Genomic DNA, 18,575 nt, shown 5'->3' with positions numbered 1-18,575 from the left:
TGTTGCAGCTGATGAGCGGCAAGAGCGACATGCCTCTTGCCCTTATTCGCGACCCGGCAGTTTTTTCCAGGTCACCTTGTCACGCAAATAGACCGGCGTTGCTTGTTCTACCGGCACCGCCTCCCCCGCCAACCAAGCGGCGCGGGCCAATGGCAACATGTCTGCTGCCGCCGGGAAGCGCACCTGACTCACCGCCAGCTCATCGGCCAAACCACTCAAGGTCTCGCCATAGGTTTCAAAACCGGTGCCAACGCAGGTCACACGACCCGCCAGCTTGCCACGGACGTCAACCAGTGCCGAAGGATCGCTCACCACCTCGTCACCCACCAGCTGCATACGGCCGTCAATTAGCTCATAGCGGCCGAAATAGACCTCGTTCATCCGCGCATCGATGGCGGTCAGTACCTGCTCGGCGCCATCCAGTCGATAGGCGCCTTGTGCCATGGCGGCCAGGGTCGAGATACCGATCAGCGGCACACCCGCACCAAACGCCAGCCCTTGCGCCACCCCGATACCGATCCGAACGCCGGTAAAGGAGCCGGGGCCACGACCGAACGCGATGGCGTCGAGGTCACTCAAACTTATCCCGGCATCGTCTAACACAGCCTGAACCATGGGCAGGATTTTTCGGGTGTGATCCCGTGGCGCCTCCTCCCAGCGGGAGAACAGCTTGTCACCCACCAGCAAGGCGGCGGAGCAGGCTTCGGTGGCGGTATCTACGGCCAGGATCTTCAACTCGTTCATGCTTTCCAATCTCTATAAAATCAGTCAATTACATAACCGGCAAGCGAGAGATGCTCACCCGTTGTTCAAATCTGTTATCTGGCGGCACACTTATTCACCGCGTTCAGTGCGATCGAAAAAGCTCCCCAGCGTCCCCAACTCCCGGGTGCGAGGGATGGCGGGCAGACTCTTGATAAAGGTGGCGCCGTAGGGTTTGTTGACCATCCGTGGATCACAGATCACCAGCACGCCGTGATCACTGCGATCACGAATAAGCCGCCCCACCCCCTGTTTGAGTGCAATCACCGCCTTGGGCAACTGCAGCTCGGCGAAGGGATCGCCCCCCTTGAGCTTGCAATCATCCACCCGCGCCTTGAGCAGCGGATCATCCGGGCTGGCAAACGGCAGTTTGTCGATGATAACACACGACAACGCCGCCCCTCGCACGTCGATCCCCTCCCAAAAGCTGCTGGTCGCCACCAGCACGGCGCGGCCATTTTCGACAAACTCCTTGAGCAGCCGCTGCTTGTTGTCCTCTCCTTGCAGCAGCACGGTGCGGCCAATCTCCCGGCGCAGCACCTCGGCTACCTGACGCATCACCTGATGGCTGGTGCAGAGGAAGAAACAGCCTCCCGGCGTCTTGTTGATAAGCGGGATCATCAGATTGGCCAGCTGCTCGCCGCGACCAAAGGCGTTGGGCTCCGGCAGATAGCGGGGCACACAGAGCCGCGCCTGCTCGCCATAGTCGAACGGACTGTCGAGAATAAGCTCGGCGCTGCCCGCCAGCCCCAACTCAGCCTTGAAGTGATCAAAACGCATATCCACCGTCAGGGTGGCAGAGGTAAAGACCCAGGCCACCTCCGGCTTTTGCACCTCGGCACTGAATCGCTCGGCCACCGAGAGCGGCGTCAAATTGAGGGAAAAATGCAGTCGCGAGCAGTCATACCAGTAGGAGAAACCGGTCTGGTTGACCGCCAGCACCTCGCCAAGGCGGGTGCGCAGCTCGCAGATCCGCTCGAAAGCGTGATCGAGCTGCTCGCCACGGCCGAGCGCGAGTTTGAGCACCTCGTAGCAGAGCCCGATGGCGTCGTTGAGACGAGCCAACGCCTGGCCCCAGAGCGATTGGCGCAGCATGTCGCGGGTATTGCCGCGACCACCATCCACCCCGAAGGCGAGGCGCAGATCCTGACTGGCGATGGAGAGCCGGTCCGCCGCCTTGCCAAGCTGGGCCATATCGTGGGCCTCTGCGCGATAGGCCAGCTGGATATCCTGCGCCAGATCCTGGATGGTGCGGCTGCCCACCGACTTGCCGAAGTAGTTGGTGGCGATCTCCGGCAGCTGATGCGCCTCATCAAAGACATAGACTTGCGCTTCTGGCACCAACTCGCCAAATCCGGTGTCTTTCACCGCCATATCGGCGAAGAAGAGGTGATGATTGATCACCACCACCTGGGCATCCATGGCGCGGCGGCGGGCCACAACCAGATGGCAATCGTCGTAATAGGGACAGTCGCGACCAAGGCAATTGTCGTTGGTGCTGGTGACGTGGGCGAGGATCTCGGCGTTCTCCTGCAGTCCCGGAATATCCCCCACATCGCCGTTATCGGTGGCGGTGGACCAGGATTTGACCTTCACCAGATCGTTCAGGACTTCAGGCTTTTGCAGATGGGATTCACTCAACAGCCGGTTCATTCGCTCGATGCAGAGATAGTTGCTGCGCCCCTTGAGCAGGGCCACCGGCGGGGTGTAGGAGAGCGCACCTGTGATGGTCGGGAGATCCCGATAGAAGAGCTGTTCCTGCAGGTTCTTGGAGCCGGTGCTGATCACCACCCGCTTGCCGGACTCCAGCGCTGGCACCAGATAGGCGTAGGTCTTGCCGGTACCGGTCCCCGCCTCCACCAGCAGACGGCCACCACTCTTGATGGCGCGCGCGACCGCTTCGGCCATCTCCAGTTGGGGAGCGCGGGCTTTGAAACCGTCGATATGGCTGGCCAGAGGGCCATCTGGCTTGAACAGGGTCTGGATGGTCAAAAGGGCGTCCCGCAGCAAAAGCGGCCATTATGCCAAAAGCGCGGCAAAAGCGGGACAGATAATCTGCCTAGACGAACAGATCGATCTGATGGTCGGGATCCGGTTTGTGATCATCCTCTTCCACCTTGGGCTGATCACGCTTGGCGGGCGTGCTATACGCCTGCTGGCGCTGCTGGGAGTCACTGTTGTCCGTGCTGGTCTTGCGCAGCTGGTGCTTCTTGCTGATCTGGTTCACTTCCCGCTTGATCTCTTCGCTGCCGGGCGCAGCGGGTGCCCGGGGCAAAATGGGGAACAACAGGTCCTGGCTGGGCATGATGGCGACTCCTGCAAGGGGTTATTGTCTAGTTATCGACCAGAAAACCGTTTTCTCAACTTTAATCGATCAAATCACAATTTCGGGTTGCATTTTCTGTCAAGGCAGGTAGTTTAAATCAGGCGTCAACTACGACATCTTATTTTGTAAAGGATTGATTACATGAAGTTCACCACCCTGAAGACTCATCACCACCATCATCATCCCGACTAGTCTTTCAGGAGGTTGACTGCTGGAAGACACTTAACTGGTGACTTCCAAAAGGACCGCAAGATTCATAAACCCTCGGAAGCACACACTTCCGAGGGTTTTTTCGTTTTTGACTAGAAGGAAATCGAGCAAATGGAAACACAACGTCTGCGTATCGCCATGCAAAAGTCCGGTCGTCTGAGCCAAGACTCCCAGGCCCTGTTCAAGAGCTGCGGCCTCAAGATCAACCTGCGCGAGCAGCGCCTTATCGCCCATGTCGAGAACATGCCCATCGATATCTTGCGGGTGCGCGATGACGACATCCCGGGTCTGGTGATGGAAGGGGTAGTCGACCTTGGCATCATCGGCGAGAACGTGCTGGAAGAGGTGCAGCTTATTCGTGCCTCACAGGGCCTGCCGTTCGAGGTCAAAACCCTCAAGCAGCTCGATTTTGGCGGCTGCCGCCTCTCGCTGGCGGTGCCGGAAGACGTCACCTACACAGGGCCACAGAGTCTGGCGGGCAAGCGTATCGCTACCTCCTACCCGGGGCTGCTCAAGCGCTTCTTTGATGAAAAGGGTCTTGGCTTCAAGAGCGTGATGCTGGGCGGCTCGGTAGAAGTAGCTCCCCGTGCGGGCCTGGCCGATGCCATCTGTGATCTGGTCTCCACCGGCGCCACGCTGGAAGCCAATGGCCTCAAAGAGGTGGAGGTGATCTACCGCTCCAAGGCAGTGCTGGTACAGGCCCCCAACCCCTTGTCCGATGCCAAGCAAAAACTCATCGACAAACTGCTGCCCCGCATTCAGGGGATGCAGCAGGCCCGCGAGAGCAAGTACATCATGCTGCACGCCCCCAAGGACAAGCTCGATGCCATCACCGATCTGCTGCCGGGCGCCGAGCGCCCCACCATCATGCAGCTGGCCGGTGACACCAATCAGGTGGCCCTGCACGTCGTCTCCAGCGAGACCCTGTTTTGGGAGACCATGGAGCAGCTCAAGGCCCTCGGTGCCAGCTCCATTCTGGTGCTGCCCATCGAAAAAATGATGGAATAAGGAAGGGACATCATGCAGACCCTGATCTGGAAGACCCTCTCCCCCGCCCAGCAGGCCGACGTGCTGACCCGGCCTGCCCTCAATGACGAGGCCGATATCGGCGTCGTAGTGCGGGATATCATCGCTGCGGTGCGCAGCCGGGGCGATGAGGCCCTGCGCGAACTGAGCCTGCGCTTCGAGCGCGCCCCCCGTGAGCAGTTGCGCGTCAGCGAGTCCGAGATTGAAGCCGCCTGCGCGCGGCTGGATGACGAGATCAAAAACGCCATCGAAGCGGCGATTGCCAACATTCGCACCTTCCACGCCGCGCAAGTGCAGCCGGTAGTGCGGGTGGAAACCCAGCCCGGGGTGGTGTGCGAGCTGCGCACCCAGCCCATCAGCCGGGTCGGCCTCTATGTGCCGGGGGGCAGCGCGCCGCTCCCCTCCACCGTGATGATGCTGGCTATTCCGGCTGCTATCGCCGGTTGCCGTGAAGTGGTGCTCTGCACCCCATCCCCCGCCAGCGACGAGATCCTGTTTGCCGCCCGCGCCTGCGGGGTCGAGAAGGTGTTTGCCATCGGCGGCGCGCAAGCCATCGCAGCCATGGCTTACGGCACCGAGAGCATTCCCAAGGTGGACAAGATCTTCGGCCCAGGCAACGCCTATGTGACCGAGGCCAAGGGGCAGGTTTCGCGCGACTGGCGCGGCGCCGCCATCGACATGCCCGCCGGCCCCTCCGAGGTGCTGGTGATTGCTGACGAGAGCGCCAACCCGGCCTTCGTGGCGGCGGATCTGCTCTCCCAGGCCGAACACGGTCCCGACAGTCAGGTAGTGCTGGTGACTACCTCGCCGCTGCTGGCCGATGCCATCGCTGGCGAAATCAAAAGCCAGCTGGCCAAATTGAGCCGCCGTGATATTGCCGCGCAGGCGCTCGGCAGCAGTCTGGTGATCCTCTGCGACGATCTGGCCGAGGCGTGTGCCATCTCCAACGCCTATGCCCCGGAGCACCTGATTGTGCAGACCCAAGTGCCTCGCGATCTACTGGATCAACTTGAAAACGCCGGTTCCATCTTCCTCGGGGCATGGACCCCCGAGTCGGTCGGTGATTACGCCAGCGGCACCAACCATACCTTGCCCACCTATGGCTATGCCCGTACCTGCTCCAGCCTTGGCCTCGCCGATTATCAGCGCCGCTACACGGTGCAGGAGCTGAGCGCGCGCGGCATTCAGGGCCTTGGCCCCATCGTCGAGCGCATCGCCCAGGCCGAAGGGCTTGATGGCCACAAGAATGCCGTCACCCTCAGGTTGAACGCCCTGGCCGCCGCGCCCCAACAAACAGCACAGCAGAAGGATTTGTCATGAGCATTGCCAACCTGGCGCGCCGCGTGGTGCGGGCCCTCACCCCCTATCAATCCGCTCGCCGCATCGGCGGCAAGGGCCACGTCTGGCTCAACGCCAACGAAGCGCCGCTGGCCTATCCCTTCACCATCGAAGGCAGCCGTCTCAACCGCTACCCCGAGTGCCAACCGGCCGAGGTGGTCAACGGTTATGCCGCCTACGCCGGGGTCAATCCGGATCAGGTGCTGGTCAGCCGCGGCGCCGACGAGGCCATCGAGCTGCTTATTCGCACCTTCTGCGAGGCGGGTGAAGATCAGATCCTCATCTGCCCGCCTACCTACGGCATGTACGCCATCAGCGCCGAGACCTGCGGCGTCGGTATCGTCGAGCAGCCGCTCACCGCCAGCCGCCAGCCGGATTGGCCCGCCATCGCCGATCGCCTCGGCGATGTGAAGCTGGTGTTTCTCTGCTCCCCCAACAACCCCACCGGGGATCTGGTGGGTCGCGACGGCCTCATTGCCCTGCTGGAAAAAGCCCGGGATCGCGCCATCGTGGTGGTGGACGAGGCCTATATCGAGTTCTGCCCCGATGCGTCTGTGGTGGACCTGCTGGCCCGCTTCCCCAATCTGGTGGTGACCCGCACCCTCTCCAAGGCCTTTGCCCTGGCGGGGATCCGCTGCGGCTTTACCCTAGCAAATCCCGAGGTGATCGCCATGCTGGCCAAGGTGATCGCCCCCTATCCCATCCCCGAGCCCATCGCCCAGATCGCGGCGCAGGCGCTCTCCCCCATGGGACTGGAGCTGATGCGCGAGCGAGTGATGGAGCTCAACAAGCAAAAAGCCGCCTTCAAGGCCGCGCTCGACGAACTTTCCTGCGTAAAAGAGGTATTCGAAGACAAGGGCAACTTCGTGCTGGTGCGCTTTGTGGATGGCGCCGCCGTCTTTGCCGCCATGAAGGCCGCCGGCATCATACTGCGGGATTTCTCCAGCAAGCCGGGTCTGGACAACAGCATTCGCGTCACCATCGGCTATCAGGGCGAGATGGATGCCGTGCTGGCGGTATTGCGTGACCTGCCCTCTCCCACTTTGTAAGACAAGGATGTAGCGATGAAGACCCCGTTTTTGTTTATCGACCGCGACGGCACCCTGATTGAAGAGCCGGTGACCGACAAGCAGGTGGATAGCCTCGCCAAGCTGCGCTTCGAGCCTATGGTCATTCCGGTACTGCGCGAATTGCAGGCCGCCGGCTACGTGCTGGTGATGGTGACCAATCAGGACGGGCTGGGCACCGCCAGCCTGCCGCTGGAGAACTTCCAGCCACCCCACGACCTGATGATGCACCTGTTTGAATCGCAAGGGGTGAAGTGGGAGCAGGTGCTGATCTGCCCTCACCTCCCCACCGACGGCTGCAGCTGCCGCAAGCCCCATCTCGGGCTGGTGAAAGAGTACCTCGCCTCCGGTCGCATCGACTTTGCCAACTCCTTCGTGATTGGCGATCGCCAGACCGATCTGCAACTGGCCGAGAACATGGGCATTGGCGGTATTCGCTACCACCCGCAGGATCACGACTGGCTCGCCATCCGTGATCAGCTACTGTCCAAGGGGCGCGTAGCCTCGGTGGAACGGTACACCAAGGAGACCCGTATTCAGGTGGCGGTGGATTTGGACCCTTCTGCCACCAACAAGAGCGGCGGCAACCAGATCGCCACCGGTATCGGCTTCTTTGATCACATGCTGGATCAGATAGCGACCCACGCCGGTTTCCAGCTCAAGCTGAACGTCAGCGGCGATCTGCATATCGACGATCACCACACGGTAGAGGATGTGGGGCTGGCGCTCGGTCAGGCGCTGCGTCAGGCCCTTGGCAACAAGCGTGGAATCGGCCGCTTCGGCTTCGTACTGGCGATGGATGAAGTGCAGGCGGTGATCGATGCGCGCCCGCTGACCGAGCAGGAGGTGAGCACAGCACTGGATCTGAGCGGTCGCCCCTACTTCGTATTTGACTGCCCGAGCGGCTTTGGCCGCGACAACGTGGGCGAGATGGCCACCGAGATGGTGCCACACTTCTTCCGCTCGCTGTCGGACGCCATGGCCATCACCCTGCAGATGAAGGTGGGCAGCGGCAACACCCACCATCAGGTAGAGGCGCTGTTCAAAGGCTTTGGCCGCGCCCTGCGTCAGGCCATCCGGGTGGAAGGGTCTGACCTTCCCTCCAGCAAGGGAGTGCTGTGATGGATGTGAGCAAGCAGAAGCTGGTCATCATCGATACCGGCTGCGCGAATCTGGCCTCGGTCAGAATGGCGTTCGAGCGCCTCGGCGTAACGCCGCTGGTCTCCAGCCAGGCGGCCGATATCGAGCAGGCGGACAAGCTGATCCTGCCCGGTGTCGGCACCGCGGTGGCCGCCATGAAGAATCTAAACGAACGGGGGCTGGTGCCGCTTATTCGCGCCGCCAAACAGCCGCTGCTGGGCTTTTGCCTCGGCATGCAGATGCTGGCGGAGGCCTCCGAAGAGAGCATGGGCACCGAGGATTCGCCAGATACCCTTATCAACTGCCTTGGCATAGTGCCGGGCAAGATCCGGTTGATGGAGGTAGGCAATCTGCGCCTGCCCCATATGGGCTGGAACCAGATTGAGCATGACGAGACCCATCCTCTGCTCAAGGGGATCCCGAGCGGCAGCTACTTCTACTTCGTGCACTCCTATGCGCTGGAGGTGACCGAAGCGACGCTGGCGACCTGCGACTACGGCAAGCCGTTCACCGCCATCGTCGCCGGGGTTGCAGAGCACAGTAACTTCTTTGGTGCCCAATTCCACCCGGAGCGCTCAGGCGCAGCCGGTGCCCGCCTACTGAAAAATTTTTTGGAGCTGTAACAAGGATGATTATCCCAGCCATTGATCTGATTAACGGCCAAGTCGTGAGGCTCTATCAGGGTGACTACGACCAGAAGACCGAATATAGCAGCAGCCCGCAGGCCCGCTTTGATGAATATGTCTCCCAGGGGGCGGTGCAGCTCCATCTGGTGGATCTGGACGGTGCCAAGGATGCCAAGGCACGCCAGCTGCCCCTGTTGACCCAACTGCTGTCGGCCACCGAAGCGCCGGTGCAGGTGGGTGGTGGCGTACGCACCGAACAGGATGTGGCGGATCTGCTGGCTGCCGGTGCCAGCCGGGTGGTGATTGGCTCGACCGCCGTCAAATCCCCGGATCTGGTAGCCAGCTGGATGGAAAAATATGGCCCCGAGCAGATCGTGCTGGCGCTGGACGTCAATATCGATGCCCAGGGTAATCGCCATATCGCGGTGGCAGGCTGGCAGGAGAACAGCGGCGTGACCATCGAAGCGCTGATCGAGCGCTTCCTCCCCGCCGGTCTCAAGCATGTGCTCTGCACCGACATCAGCCGTGACGGCACCCTGGCTGGCACCAACGTCGAGCTCTATCGGGATCTCTGCGCCCGCTACCCGAGCGTGGCCTTCCAGGCCTCAGGCGGCATTGGCGGGATCCAGGACATAGAGGCGCTCAAGGGCTCCGGGGTCAAGGGGATCATCCTTGGCCGCGCCCTGCTGGAGGGTAAGTTCTCGGTAGGTGACGCCATCGCCTGCTGGGGGAATGGCAGCCAGGAACAAGCCAGCTGAAGCCGTCGCTATCAGGACGTTGATTGAGAAGGGGCTCCCTGCCAGATCATCCGGCCGGAAGCCTCTCCATCAAGGGGTAGATCGCGCCAAGCCCCTACCCATTGGTAACAATTGACTCTACACTCGAACTCATTGCGACACTGTCACGGAGCGCTCATGTTCACATCTCACTCCGCCACTATCCTGATTGTCGATGATTCTCCCGAGAATCTGATGGTGTTGACCGACCTGCTCTCTCCCACCTATCGGGTGCTGGCCGCTCAGAGCGGAGAGAAGTGCTTGCGCATTGCCAACGGTAAAACCGTGCCCGATCTCATCTTGCTGGATGTAATGATGCCGGGCATGGATGGCTATGACGTCCTCAAGCAGTTGCACGCCAACCCGCAGACCAGCACCATTCCCGTGGTGTTGCTGACCGCCCTGGCCGATCCCCGGAGCGAGGAGTTCGGCCTCTCTCTCGGGGCAGCCGACTACATCACCAAACCCATCAAACCGAGCATCGTCCAGGCACGGGTACGCACCCAGCTGGATGCCAAGCGGGCCCGTGACGGGCTGCAGGATCAAAATGCGGCGCTGGAAGCCGAAGTGGCCCGCCGGATGACCGAGAATGATCTTATCCAGCAGGTCTCCATTCGGGCGCTGGCTCATCTGGCAGAAATCCGCGACCCCGAGACCGGCAACCACATACTGCGCACCCAGGGCTACGTGCGGCAACTGGCTTGCGCGCTGGCCAGCCACCCCCGCTTTAGCGACACCCTGACGCCCCGCTACATCGATCTGCTGAGTCGCTCGGCCCCCCTGCACGACATCGGCAAGGTGGGCATTCCCGATCACATTCTGCGCAAGCCCGGCAAGTTGACCGCAGAGGAGTGGGACGTCATGCGCACTCACGCCAAACTCGGCAGCGACGCCATCGAGCAGGCAGAACAAGACATAGAGCAACCCCTGGCATTCCTCACCCTGGCCAAGGAGATTGCCCACTGGCACCACGAGAAGTGGGACGGCAGCGGTTACCCCGATGGTCTGAAGGAGGATGCCATTCCCCTCTCGGCAAGATTGATGGCGCTGGCTGATGTTTTCGATGCCCTCATCAATGTCCGCGTCTACAAACCCGCCATGCCTTATGAGGAGGCCAGGACCCTGATCCTCTCGGGTAGCGGCCAACATTTCGATCCGGATGTGGTAGCGGCGTTTGACAGCCATTTCGAGCAATTTGTCGCCATCGCCGAGCGCTATCAGGATGACTGTGAGGCGACGCATGGCTAAACAGCCTCCGTTTACCCGCGCCCATGTCCTCAATGTGGTACTCACCTATGCTGCGGTAGCCAGCCTGTGGATCCTGCTCTCTGACAAGGCGGTGGAGTTACTGTTTCGCTCACCGGCCCAGTTTGCCCTGGCCAGCACCCTCAAGGGCTGGCTGTTTATTCTGATTACGGCGTTCATGCTCTATGCCATGCTGCGCCGACGTATCGATCAACCCACGGTGAGCAGCCGCCTCTCCAGACGCCAACTGCTCCCCTTCATCCTGCTCAACAGCTTGATCATGGTACTGACCGGCATGGCCATCGCCCAGAATCTGGGACAGACCCGAGACAAGGAGGTCGCCCTTATCGAGGCTATCGCCGATCTTAAAAGCACACGCATTACCGAATGGCTCGAAAACCGGGAACAAGATGCCCGCCAGCTCATTGAAAACCCGCTTTACACCGGACTGCTTTCCCGATCTGACAGCCCGGCCGGACGTCAGCAATTGCAGGAACGCCTCATTGAGTTTGTCTCCTTGCGCGAATTTGATGGCGCCACCCTGTTTGGACCAGATCAACAGCGGTTGCTCAGCACACCGTTGGCCGGTGACATGACCCCTCCTTTGCGCGAGGCGCTCAAGGGACTGGAAGCCGGCAAGATCCTGCGGGTAGGCCCCTATCTTGATGCTCGGTCACAGCCCCGGCTCGATTTTGTCGCACCGCTGCCCGCCGGTACGGGCCCTCTCTCCTTCATCGTGCTGCAGACCAACGGCAGCGACTGGATCAACCAGATCCTCAGAAGCTGGCCCATTCCCGACAGCAGCGGGGAAGCCATGCTCTTTCGCCAGCATGGCGAACAGGTGCAATATCTCAACGATGTACGCTACCGGCCCGGCTCGGAGCTCACCCTGCAACTGCCGCTGCAGCAAAAGGAGCTGCTGGCCGCCCAGTTTTTGCGCCAGCATGACAAAGCGGGCGGTCCCCGGCTCTTCTTTGGCAAGGACTACCGTGATATCGCGGTATTTGGCACCATCACCGGGGTGGTTGGCACCGACTGGTATCTGCTGGCCAAGATAGACAGATCCGAGCTCAATCAGTCCGCCCTCCGGGAGAGCATCTGGATTGTGTTGACTGGCCTGCTGGTGCTCTTCATCGCCAACACCGGCATCATTTTGTTGCGTCAGCATACACAGCTGCAAATCGCCGAGCAGGTACGCCACTCCCAGGCGGGTCGATTGCAGGCGCTGCAACTGCTCTCCGCCATTGCCGACAGTTCGGAAGATGCCATCTTCGCCAAGGACAAGGAGGGCAAGTACATCCTGTTCAATCGGGCTGCCTGCCAGTTTGTGGGCAAGTCACCTGAAGAGATCCTGGGACAGGACGATCTGGCCATCTTTCCCCCCGATCAGGCACAGATGCTGATGGAGCTGGGACGCCAGGTGATCGCCAGCAACAAGGTCGAAACGCGGGAAGAGTACCTGACCCTGCCCAGCGGTGACCGGGTATTTCTCGCCACCAAGGGACCACTGCAAGGCAGCGATGGCGAGGTGATCGGCATCTTCGGCATCTCCCGCGACATCACCGACTTCAAGCGCGCCGAGGCCGGGTTACAGGAGCGCGAGGGGCTGTTTCGCGCGCTGGTGGAGCAATCTCTCGCCGGTATCTACATCATTCAACGGGGAGAGCTTAGCTATATCAATCCGGGGTTTGCCCGCCTGTTTGGCTACCCCTCCACCCACGCCCTGCTCAGGGTGGGAACCCTGCCCGCCCTGATCAGCCCGAAAGACAGCGCCAGAGTGGCGGAACAACTGCAGCACTGCGAGCAGGAAGAGTGCGAGATCCACACCCGCTTCACCGCGTTGCACCACGATCAGCAGAACATAGAAGTAGAGCTCTACGGACGGCATGTGGACTACCGCGGCCAGCCCGCCGTACTTGGCCTGTTGTTGGATGTGACCGAGCGGGAGCAGGTCGAGCAGGCTCTGACCCGACAGGCCATGGAGCTGCGTCAGCAGAACAGCGAACTGGAGCGTTTCAACCGGGTGATGGTGGACAGGGAGCTGGCCATGCTGGCACTCAAGCACCAGATCAATGAGCTGTCACGCCAGCTCGGACAGCAACCGCCCTATCCACAGGCACCACCGCCCCCCGAGGAGTCCCTATGATGCAGTGGCTCGGCGCATGGCAAAAACGAGGGTCTCGGCAACAGTGGGGAGCATGCCTGCTGGCTCTGCTGCTGCCACTGTTGATGCTGCAACTCAGGATCCAGCTGCCCATCGCCTTTGGCGAGCGGCCCCTGCTGGTACTGTTCATGCTACCCATCATTGTCTGTGCCCTGCTCGGCGGCCTGTTGCCGGGTCTGCTCAGCACCCTGGTGACGGCCCTGATCACCACCTACTACGTGCTGCCGCCGCTGCATCAGCTCGCCATCGGCATGGGACAGGATCTGGTGCAATGGGGGATCCTGATTGCCAACGGTGTCCTCATCAGTCTGCTCAGTGCCGCCATGCACAACTCGCGGGCCAGAGAGATCCAGCGCTGGCAGGAGTTGCTGAGTACCCAGTCCCGCCTGCAGCAGAGTGAAACCCGTTTCCAGGCGACCTTCGAGCAAGCCGCAGTGGGCATCGCCCTCGTCTCTCCCGATGGCAAGTGGCTGCGGGTCAACCAGCGTTTGTGCGACATGGTGGGCTATCAGGCCGACGAGTTGATGAACATGACGTTTCAGCAGGTCACTCATCCGGACGATCTGTTCATCGACCAATCCTATGTGGCCCAGATGCTGGCGGGGAAACGCCCCCACTACACCCTGGAGAAGCGCTACCTGCGCAAGGGCGGCGAGGTACTCTGGGTCACCCTGACAGTGGCGCTGGTCAGAGATCTCAACGGCGAGCCCGACTACTTCATCTCCATCATCGAGGATAATCAGCAGCGCAAGGAGACCGAAGAGGCCCTGCGCCGCAACGAGGTGATCCTGCGTGAATCCCAGCACCTGGCCAAGATAGGCAACTGGCGCTGGCACATTGCCGACGACACCCATTTCTGGTCGCAGGAGATCTACCGCATCTATGGCCGTGATCCCGCGCTGCCGCCAGCCATCTATCCGGAAGTGAAAAAGTATTTCAGTCAGGAAGGATGGCGTGCCATTTCCCAGGCTGTAGAACGCTGCCTGCAAGACGGTCAACCCTACGAGTGCGACGCCGAGGTGCTCCACGAGCACGAAGGATCTGTCTGGATCATCGCCCGGGGAGCGGCGCTGCGCAACAGCGAAGGCACCATCGTCGAGCTGTATGGCACCGTGCAGGACATCACCGAGCGCAAGCTGGCCGAACAGCAGTTGCTGCATAATCAGCAACTGGCGCTCGATACCCAGCGCCGTGCCCGTCTGGCGGCGCTGAATCTGATGGATGATGCCATCAGCGCCCGTATCAAGGCCGAAAGTACCAGCGCCGCCCTGCGGGAAAGCGAACAGCGACTGCTGATGGCGCAGGAAGGGGCCCATGCAGGTATCTGGGAGTGGGAGATCCCGAGCGGCAGGATCTTCTTCTCGGCCGAATGCGCCCGTCTCTATGGCCGCAGCGTGGAACAACTCGGCCATTTCAATGACTGGCAAGCCTGTCTGCATCCCGATGATCAACCCCGGATCGCCGCGCTGTTGGCCCAACTGCCCCAACCGCCCCGCCCGCTGGATCTCGAATTTCGCATTCTGCTGCCAGATGGCAGCGTACGCTGGATCAGCAGCAAGGGCAGCGTCTATCGGGATGCGCAACAGCAACCGCTGCGCCTGCTGGGCATACACCTGGACATTACCGAGCGCAAACAGGCCGAGCAGCAGTTGCGCCAGCTCTCGCTGGCGCTGGAGCAGAGCCCGGACGGCGTCTTTATCACCGATATCGACTCTCGCATCGAGTATGTCAATGCCGCCTTCCTTGCCGCCAGCGGCTATCAGAAGAGCGAAGTGATAGGCCAGACCCCCTCTCTGCTGCGATCGGGGCTCACCCCGCAGGCGACCTATGTGGCCCTGTGGGATGCCATCAAGCATGGTCAGCGCTGGCACGGTGAGTTTATCAACCGGCGCAAGGACGGCTCCCACTATCAGGTGCTGGCCACCGTCTCCCCCATCCGTCAGGAGAACGGCGAGATCAGCCACTTTGTCACCGTGCAGGCCGACATCACGGAGAAAAAGCAGCTCGGCGAGGAGCTGGATCAATATCGCTACCATCTGGAAGAGATGGTCAATGAGCGCACCTTGCAGCTGGCGCAGGCTCACCAGCGCGCGGAGAGTGCCAACCGCGCCAAGAGTGCCTTCCTTGCCAACATGAGCCACGAAATTCGCACCCCCATGAATGCCATTCTGGGGCTCACCTACCTGCTCAAGCGAGATACCCCCGACGGCACCCAGCATGAACGGCTGGAAAAAATCGACAACGCCGCCCAACACCTGCTCAGCATCATCAATGACATCCTGGATCTCTCCAAGATAGACGCGGGCAAACTGGCGCTGGAGCTGGACGATTTATCCCTCACCGCCATGCTGGACAATGTCAGTGCCCTGATGAGCGAGCAGGCCAGGGCCAAGGGGCTCACCATCATCGTCGACATCGGTGACACCCCCGCCTGGGTTCATGGCGATATCACCCGACTGCGCCAGGCACTGCTAAACTATGCCGCCAACGCCATCAAGTTTACCGAGCAGGGGTCAATCACCCTGCGGGTGCGGGTACAGCAACCGCTGCCAAGCGGCTATCTGCTGCGCTTTGAAGTGGAGGATACCGGCATCGGTATCAGCAAGGAGCAACGGAAAAAGCTGTTCCAGGCCTTCGAGCAGGCCGATGTTTCCACTACCCGCAAATACGGCGGTACCGGGCTCGGGCTCGCCATTACCAGTCGGCTCGCCGCCCTGATGGGGGGCGAGGTGGGTGTCAGCAGCACACCGGGCAAGGGCAGCCTCTTCTGGTTTACTGCCCGGTTGTCCCCGGGGCGCGGTGAGCCACAACAACCCGCCCCCCTTGAGCAGACGGTGCAACAGACGCTCTATTTTGCCAACCATGCCAGAGTGTTGCTGGTGGAGGATAACGCAATCAACCGTGAGGTAGTTCTGGAGCTGCTCAACAACAGCGGACTGGTAATTGAAACCGCAGTCAATGGTCAGGAAGCGCTGGAGCGTGTCAGCCAGCACCCTTTCGATCTCATCCTGATGGACATCCAGATGCCGCTGATGGATGGCTACAGCGCCACCCGCGCCATCAGGGCCCTGCCAGGCTGGGACAAGGTGCCGATTCTGGCACTCACCGCCAGCGCCTATGAAGAAGATCGCAAGGCGTGCGAGGCGGCAGGCATGAATGACTTTATCGCCAAGCCCGTAACCCCGGCCAAACTGTTCGAGGCGCTGCGGCTCTGGCTGCCCGCGGCCGCCTCACCCCTTCAAGAGACTCAACGCGCGGCCAGCGACACCCTGCAGCCCCCGCTCGTCAGGCTGCAGAGCTTGCCGGGGATGGATCTCGCCGCCGGACTCGCCAGCCTGCAGGACAATCAGCCGAAATACCTCGCCTTGTTGCGCCATTTCACGCTGGAACACAGCCAGGATATGGCGCAATTGACCCGGTTGCTGCAAGCACAGGATCAACAGGCCGCCCGCCGACTGGTGCACACATTGCGCGGCGTTGCCGGCACCTTGGGGCTGACAACGCTGGCCGACCTTGTCCTGCAGCTCGAACATGCCCTTGCCCGCTCTCCCGACACCCGGGGTGAGCTGATGGCGCAGATCTCTTCGCTACTGGCCCAACTGACTCGGCAACTGGGGGATGTAGAAACCGAACCTGCCAAGGCCGCCTCCCCGGCCAGTCACCATCAGCAGCAACAGTGGTTGCGCCAGATGGAAGGACTGCTGCTGCAAAGCGACACGGCCGTTATTCCCCTGTTCGAACAGCATGCCGACAGCCTGCTGGCAAGCCTGGGCCCCCAGGGACCCTTGCTGGCAAGGCAACTGCGAGGCTTCGACTTCGATGCGGCCCTGCTGACCCTGCGCGCCCTCCACGGCGACGATGTGACGGCCAAGGTGACCAGTGGCCGCCCATCCGGAACGACAAAGAGGGATAAAGGGTTGAATCACTGAATAAAGTCATGCATATAGTGGTGGTTCCCCCGGCAAGCACGCACCTCAAACCGCGTCTTTTTCCACAACGGATCCCGCTGTGAAAGCATGTCATTGGCGTTACCCGCCTGACCTGGAAGTCAGTCGGCAAACATGATGTTTTAACCGTGCGTTACATGGAGCAACGAGCATGTTGTCAAAGCGTATTATCCCCTGTCTCGACGTCAAAGATGGCGTGGTGGTCAAGGGAGTGCAATTTCGAAATCATGAGGTGATGGGCGGCATTGTCGAGCTGGCGCGCCGCTACGCCGAGGAGGGGGCTGACGAGCTGGTGTTCTATGACATCACCGCCTCCAGCGACGAGCGGGTGGTGGACAAGAGCTGGGTGAGCCGGGTGGCGGAGGTGATCGACATCCCCTTCTGCGTCGCCGGTGGTATCAAAAGCGTGGAGGATGCCCGCCAGATCCTCGAATTTGGCGCCGACAAGGTCTCCATCAACTCCCCGGCGCTGGCCGATCCGACCCTCATCAGCCGGTTGGCCGAGCGCTTTGGCGTGCAGTGTGTGGTGGTGGGAATTGACTCCTACTTCGATGCCGAAACGGGCCACTATCAGGTCAAACAGTTTACCGGTGACGAGAGCCGCACCCGCACCACCGCCTGGCACACCCTCGACTGGGTGCAGGAGGTGCAAAAACGCGGCGCGGGCGAAATCGTGCTGAACGTGATGAATCAGGACGGCATGCGCCAAGGTTATGATCTCGAGCAGCTCAAACTGGTGCGCAGCGTCTGCAAGGTGCCGCTGATTGCCTCCGGCGGCGCCGGTGCCATGGAGCACTTTCGCGATGCCTTTACCCTCGCCGATGTGGATGGGGCGCTGGCCGCCTCGGTGTTCCACAAGGGCCTTATTCCCATTCCCGAATTGAAACGCTGGCTGAAAAATGAAGGAGTCGCCATCCGTGAATAACTTCTCAGATAACACACAAACAACCGCCAGCGCGCGCCCCCTTGCCGAGCAGCTCGACTGGGAAAAATGTGACGGCATGATCCCCGCCATCGTCCAGCACGCCGCCAGCGGCGAGGTGCTGATGCAGGGCTTTATGACCCGCGAGGCGCTGGAAAAGACCCAGACCACCGGTCAGGTCACCTTCTTTAGCCGCAGCAAACAGCGGCTCTGGACCAAGGGTGAAAGCTCGGGCAACGTGCTCAAACTCGTGGCCATCAGCACCGACTGCGATCAGGATTCCCTACTGATTGCCGCCAGTCCCGTCGGCCCCACCTGCCACAAAGGGACAACCTCCTGCTTTGATGGCCACCCGCTGCCACCGCTCGGTTTTCTGGCAGAGCTGGAACAGATCCTGGCGGCCCGCAAAGGGGCCGATCCGGCCACCAGCTACACTGCCAGCCTCTACGGCAAGGGCACCAAGCGCATCGCCCAGAAGGTCGGTGAAGAGGGAGTGGAAGTGGCACTGGCCGCCATGGCCAAGGATCGGGAGGAGCTCATCAACGAATCCGCCGATCTGCTCTACCACCTGACCGTGCTGCTGCAAAATGAAGGGCTGGGGTTACAGGATGTCGTACAGCGGCTGTATGAGCGGCATAACAAATAAATTTTCTTATTGCTTAACGGGCTATTCAGCCCGTTAAGCTCAGTCAAATGACATCGCTAACTCAACCCAGTTTCTATATACCGACATATCTAATCTGGATTTTTCGTATAGCTCTGTATTTAAAATGTAGTGCTTCAATTTCTCGGAATGGGCGTTAATGGGATGGTCGCCCCTCCCCAAAATGGCATCAGAGTGCCAAAGTGGCGAATGTAAGTTCCCACTGATGAGAGAGGCGACCACCATGAAGGCTACGACTATCGGCATCGATCTGGCAAAACATCTCTTCCAATTACATGGCGTTGATCAACATGGCAAGACGGTCCTCAAGCGACAGTTGAAGCGGGATCAGATGCTCTCATTCTTTAGCAATCTTCCTCCTA

Annotated in this window: 14 protein-coding genes, 1 pseudogene and 1 other annotated feature; of the genes and pseudogenes, 12 read left to right on the top strand and 3 right to left on the bottom strand. The window is 60.7% G+C overall.

Features of this window, described 5'->3' with window-relative positions; genetic code table 11:
- Nucleotides 1-42: 42 nt before the first annotated feature.
- From tsaB to BN1115_RS01465, 3 genes are all read right to left on the bottom strand, one after another.
- On the bottom strand, nucleotides 43-744 hold the full coding sequence (gene tsaB, locus BN1115_RS01475; RefSeq protein ID WP_042655760.1) for a tRNA (adenosine(37)-N6)-threonylcarbamoyltransferase complex dimerization subunit type 1 TsaB: 702 nt from the start codon (nucleotides 742-744) through the stop codon (nucleotides 43-45).
- A 90-nt stretch (nucleotides 745-834) separates the two neighbouring features.
- Nucleotides 835-2,754 carry a DNA repair helicase YoaA gene (yoaA, locus tag BN1115_RS01470; protein WP_042062589.1) on the bottom strand — a complete coding sequence of 640 codons (1,920 nt, stop codon included), beginning with the start codon at nucleotides 2,752-2,754 and terminating at the stop codon, nucleotides 835-837.
- A gap of 67 nt (nucleotides 2,755-2,821) precedes the next feature.
- On the bottom strand, nucleotides 2,822-3,067 hold the full coding sequence (locus BN1115_RS01465) for a hypothetical protein (RefSeq protein WP_042655759.1): 246 nt from the start codon (nucleotides 3,065-3,067) through the stop codon (nucleotides 2,822-2,824).
- Nucleotides 3,068-3,255: 188 nt separating this feature from the next.
- Nucleotides 3,256-3,384, top strand: a sequence feature (His leader region).
- 25 nt (nucleotides 3,385-3,409) lie between these two features.
- Between BN1115_RS01465 and hisG the strand changes: the two genes are divergently transcribed.
- From hisG to BN1115_RS22075, 12 genes and pseudogenes are all read left to right on the top strand, one after another.
- Complete coding sequence (gene hisG / locus BN1115_RS01460) at nucleotides 3,410-4,306, top strand: ATP phosphoribosyltransferase (RefSeq protein ID WP_005352174.1); 897 nt, start codon at nucleotides 3,410-3,412, stop codon at nucleotides 4,304-4,306.
- A gap of 12 nt (nucleotides 4,307-4,318) precedes the next feature.
- On the top strand, nucleotides 4,319-5,644 hold the full coding sequence (gene hisD / locus BN1115_RS01455) for a histidinol dehydrogenase (RefSeq protein WP_042655758.1): 1,326 nt from the start codon (nucleotides 4,319-4,321) through the stop codon (nucleotides 5,642-5,644).
- Nucleotides 5,641-6,711: a histidinol-phosphate transaminase gene (gene hisC, locus BN1115_RS01450; RefSeq protein WP_042655757.1), complete on the top strand. Its 1,071-nt coding sequence runs from the start codon at nucleotides 5,641-5,643 to the stop codon at nucleotides 6,709-6,711. Before hisD ends, hisC begins: the two co-directional genes overlap by 4 nt.
- A gap of 15 nt (nucleotides 6,712-6,726) precedes the next feature.
- Nucleotides 6,727-7,851: a bifunctional histidinol-phosphatase/imidazoleglycerol-phosphate dehydratase HisB gene (gene hisB, locus BN1115_RS01445; protein ID WP_042655756.1), complete on the top strand. Its 1,125-nt coding sequence runs from the start codon at nucleotides 6,727-6,729 to the stop codon at nucleotides 7,849-7,851.
- Entirely contained in the window at nucleotides 7,851-8,492 is a 642-nt protein-coding gene (gene hisH / locus BN1115_RS01440) for an imidazole glycerol phosphate synthase subunit HisH (protein ID WP_042655755.1), read from the top strand. The genes hisB and hisH overlap by 1 nt, the downstream gene beginning before the upstream one ends.
- A gap of 5 nt (nucleotides 8,493-8,497) precedes the next feature.
- A complete protein-coding gene (gene hisA, locus BN1115_RS01435) occupies nucleotides 8,498-9,253 on the top strand; it encodes a 1-(5-phosphoribosyl)-5-[(5-phosphoribosylamino)methylideneamino]imidazole-4-carboxamide isomerase (RefSeq protein WP_042655754.1) in 756 nt (251 codons plus the stop codon).
- A gap of 156 nt (nucleotides 9,254-9,409) precedes the next feature.
- Complete coding sequence (locus BN1115_RS01430) at nucleotides 9,410-10,519, top strand: response regulator (protein WP_042655753.1); 1,110 nt, start codon at nucleotides 9,410-9,412, stop codon at nucleotides 10,517-10,519.
- Entirely contained in the window at nucleotides 10,512-12,662 is a 2,151-nt protein-coding gene (locus BN1115_RS01425; protein ID WP_042655752.1) for a PAS domain-containing protein, read from the top strand. The genes BN1115_RS01430 and BN1115_RS01425 overlap by 8 nt, the downstream gene beginning before the upstream one ends.
- Nucleotides 12,662-16,609 (top strand): PAS domain S-box protein, encoded by a 3,948-nt coding sequence (locus BN1115_RS01420; RefSeq protein ID WP_167335538.1) that lies wholly within the window; start codon nucleotides 12,662-12,664, stop codon nucleotides 16,607-16,609. The genes BN1115_RS01425 and BN1115_RS01420 overlap by 1 nt, the downstream gene beginning before the upstream one ends.
- 169 nt (nucleotides 16,610-16,778) lie before the next feature.
- Nucleotides 16,779-17,552 (top strand): imidazole glycerol phosphate synthase subunit HisF, encoded by a 774-nt coding sequence (gene hisF, locus BN1115_RS01415; RefSeq protein WP_042655750.1) that lies wholly within the window; start codon nucleotides 16,779-16,781, stop codon nucleotides 17,550-17,552.
- The gene (gene hisIE / locus BN1115_RS01410; protein WP_042655749.1) at nucleotides 17,545-18,195 is read left to right on the top strand and encodes a bifunctional phosphoribosyl-AMP cyclohydrolase/phosphoribosyl-ATP diphosphatase HisIE; all 651 of its coding nucleotides are present in this window, start codon (nucleotides 17,545-17,547) and stop codon (nucleotides 18,193-18,195) included. Before hisF ends, hisIE begins: the two co-directional genes overlap by 8 nt.
- Nucleotides 18,196-18,436: 241 nt before the next feature.
- Nucleotides 18,437-18,575: pseudogene (locus BN1115_RS22075) on the top strand (IS110 family transposase); the annotation flags it as partial.

This window comes from Aeromonas allosaccharophila (assembly GCF_000819685.1).
Classification (GTDB): Bacteria; Pseudomonadota; Gammaproteobacteria; order Enterobacterales; family Aeromonadaceae; genus Aeromonas; species Aeromonas allosaccharophila.
This window is presented reverse-complemented; position numbering and strand designations above follow the sequence as displayed.

What these genes read in the sequence shown, in the direction of transcription:
- hisB (WP_042655756.1), top strand. Translation starts at nt 6,727, where the DNA reads ATGAAGACCCCGTTTTTGTTTATCGACCGCGACGGCACCCTGATTGAA.
- BN1115_RS01425 (WP_042655752.1), top strand. Translation starts at nt 10,512, where the DNA reads ATGGCTAAACAGCCTCCGTTTACCCGCGCCCATGTCCTCAATGTGGTA.
- hisA (WP_042655754.1), top strand. Translation starts at nt 8,498, where the DNA reads ATGATTATCCCAGCCATTGATCTGATTAACGGCCAAGTCGTGAGGCTC.
- hisD (WP_042655758.1), top strand. Translation starts at nt 4,319, where the DNA reads ATGCAGACCCTGATCTGGAAGACCCTCTCCCCCGCCCAGCAGGCCGAC.
- hisH (WP_042655755.1), top strand. Translation starts at nt 7,851, where the DNA reads ATGGATGTGAGCAAGCAGAAGCTGGTCATCATCGATACCGGCTGCGCG.
- tsaB (WP_042655760.1), bottom strand. Translation starts at nt 744, where the DNA reads ATGAACGAGTTGAAGATCCTGGCCGTAGATACCGCCACCGAAGCCTGC.
- hisC (WP_042655757.1), top strand. Translation starts at nt 5,641, where the DNA reads ATGAGCATTGCCAACCTGGCGCGCCGCGTGGTGCGGGCCCTCACCCCC.
- hisF (WP_042655750.1), top strand. Translation starts at nt 16,779, where the DNA reads ATGTTGTCAAAGCGTATTATCCCCTGTCTCGACGTCAAAGATGGCGTG.
- BN1115_RS01430 (WP_042655753.1), top strand. Translation starts at nt 9,410, where the DNA reads ATGTTCACATCTCACTCCGCCACTATCCTGATTGTCGATGATTCTCCC.
- hisG (WP_005352174.1), top strand. Translation starts at nt 3,410, where the DNA reads ATGGAAACACAACGTCTGCGTATCGCCATGCAAAAGTCCGGTCGTCTG.
- BN1115_RS01420 (WP_167335538.1), top strand. Translation starts at nt 12,662, where the DNA reads ATGCAGTGGCTCGGCGCATGGCAAAAACGAGGGTCTCGGCAACAGTGG.
- BN1115_RS01465 (WP_042655759.1), bottom strand. Translation starts at nt 3,067, where the DNA reads ATGCCCAGCCAGGACCTGTTGTTCCCCATTTTGCCCCGGGCACCCGCT.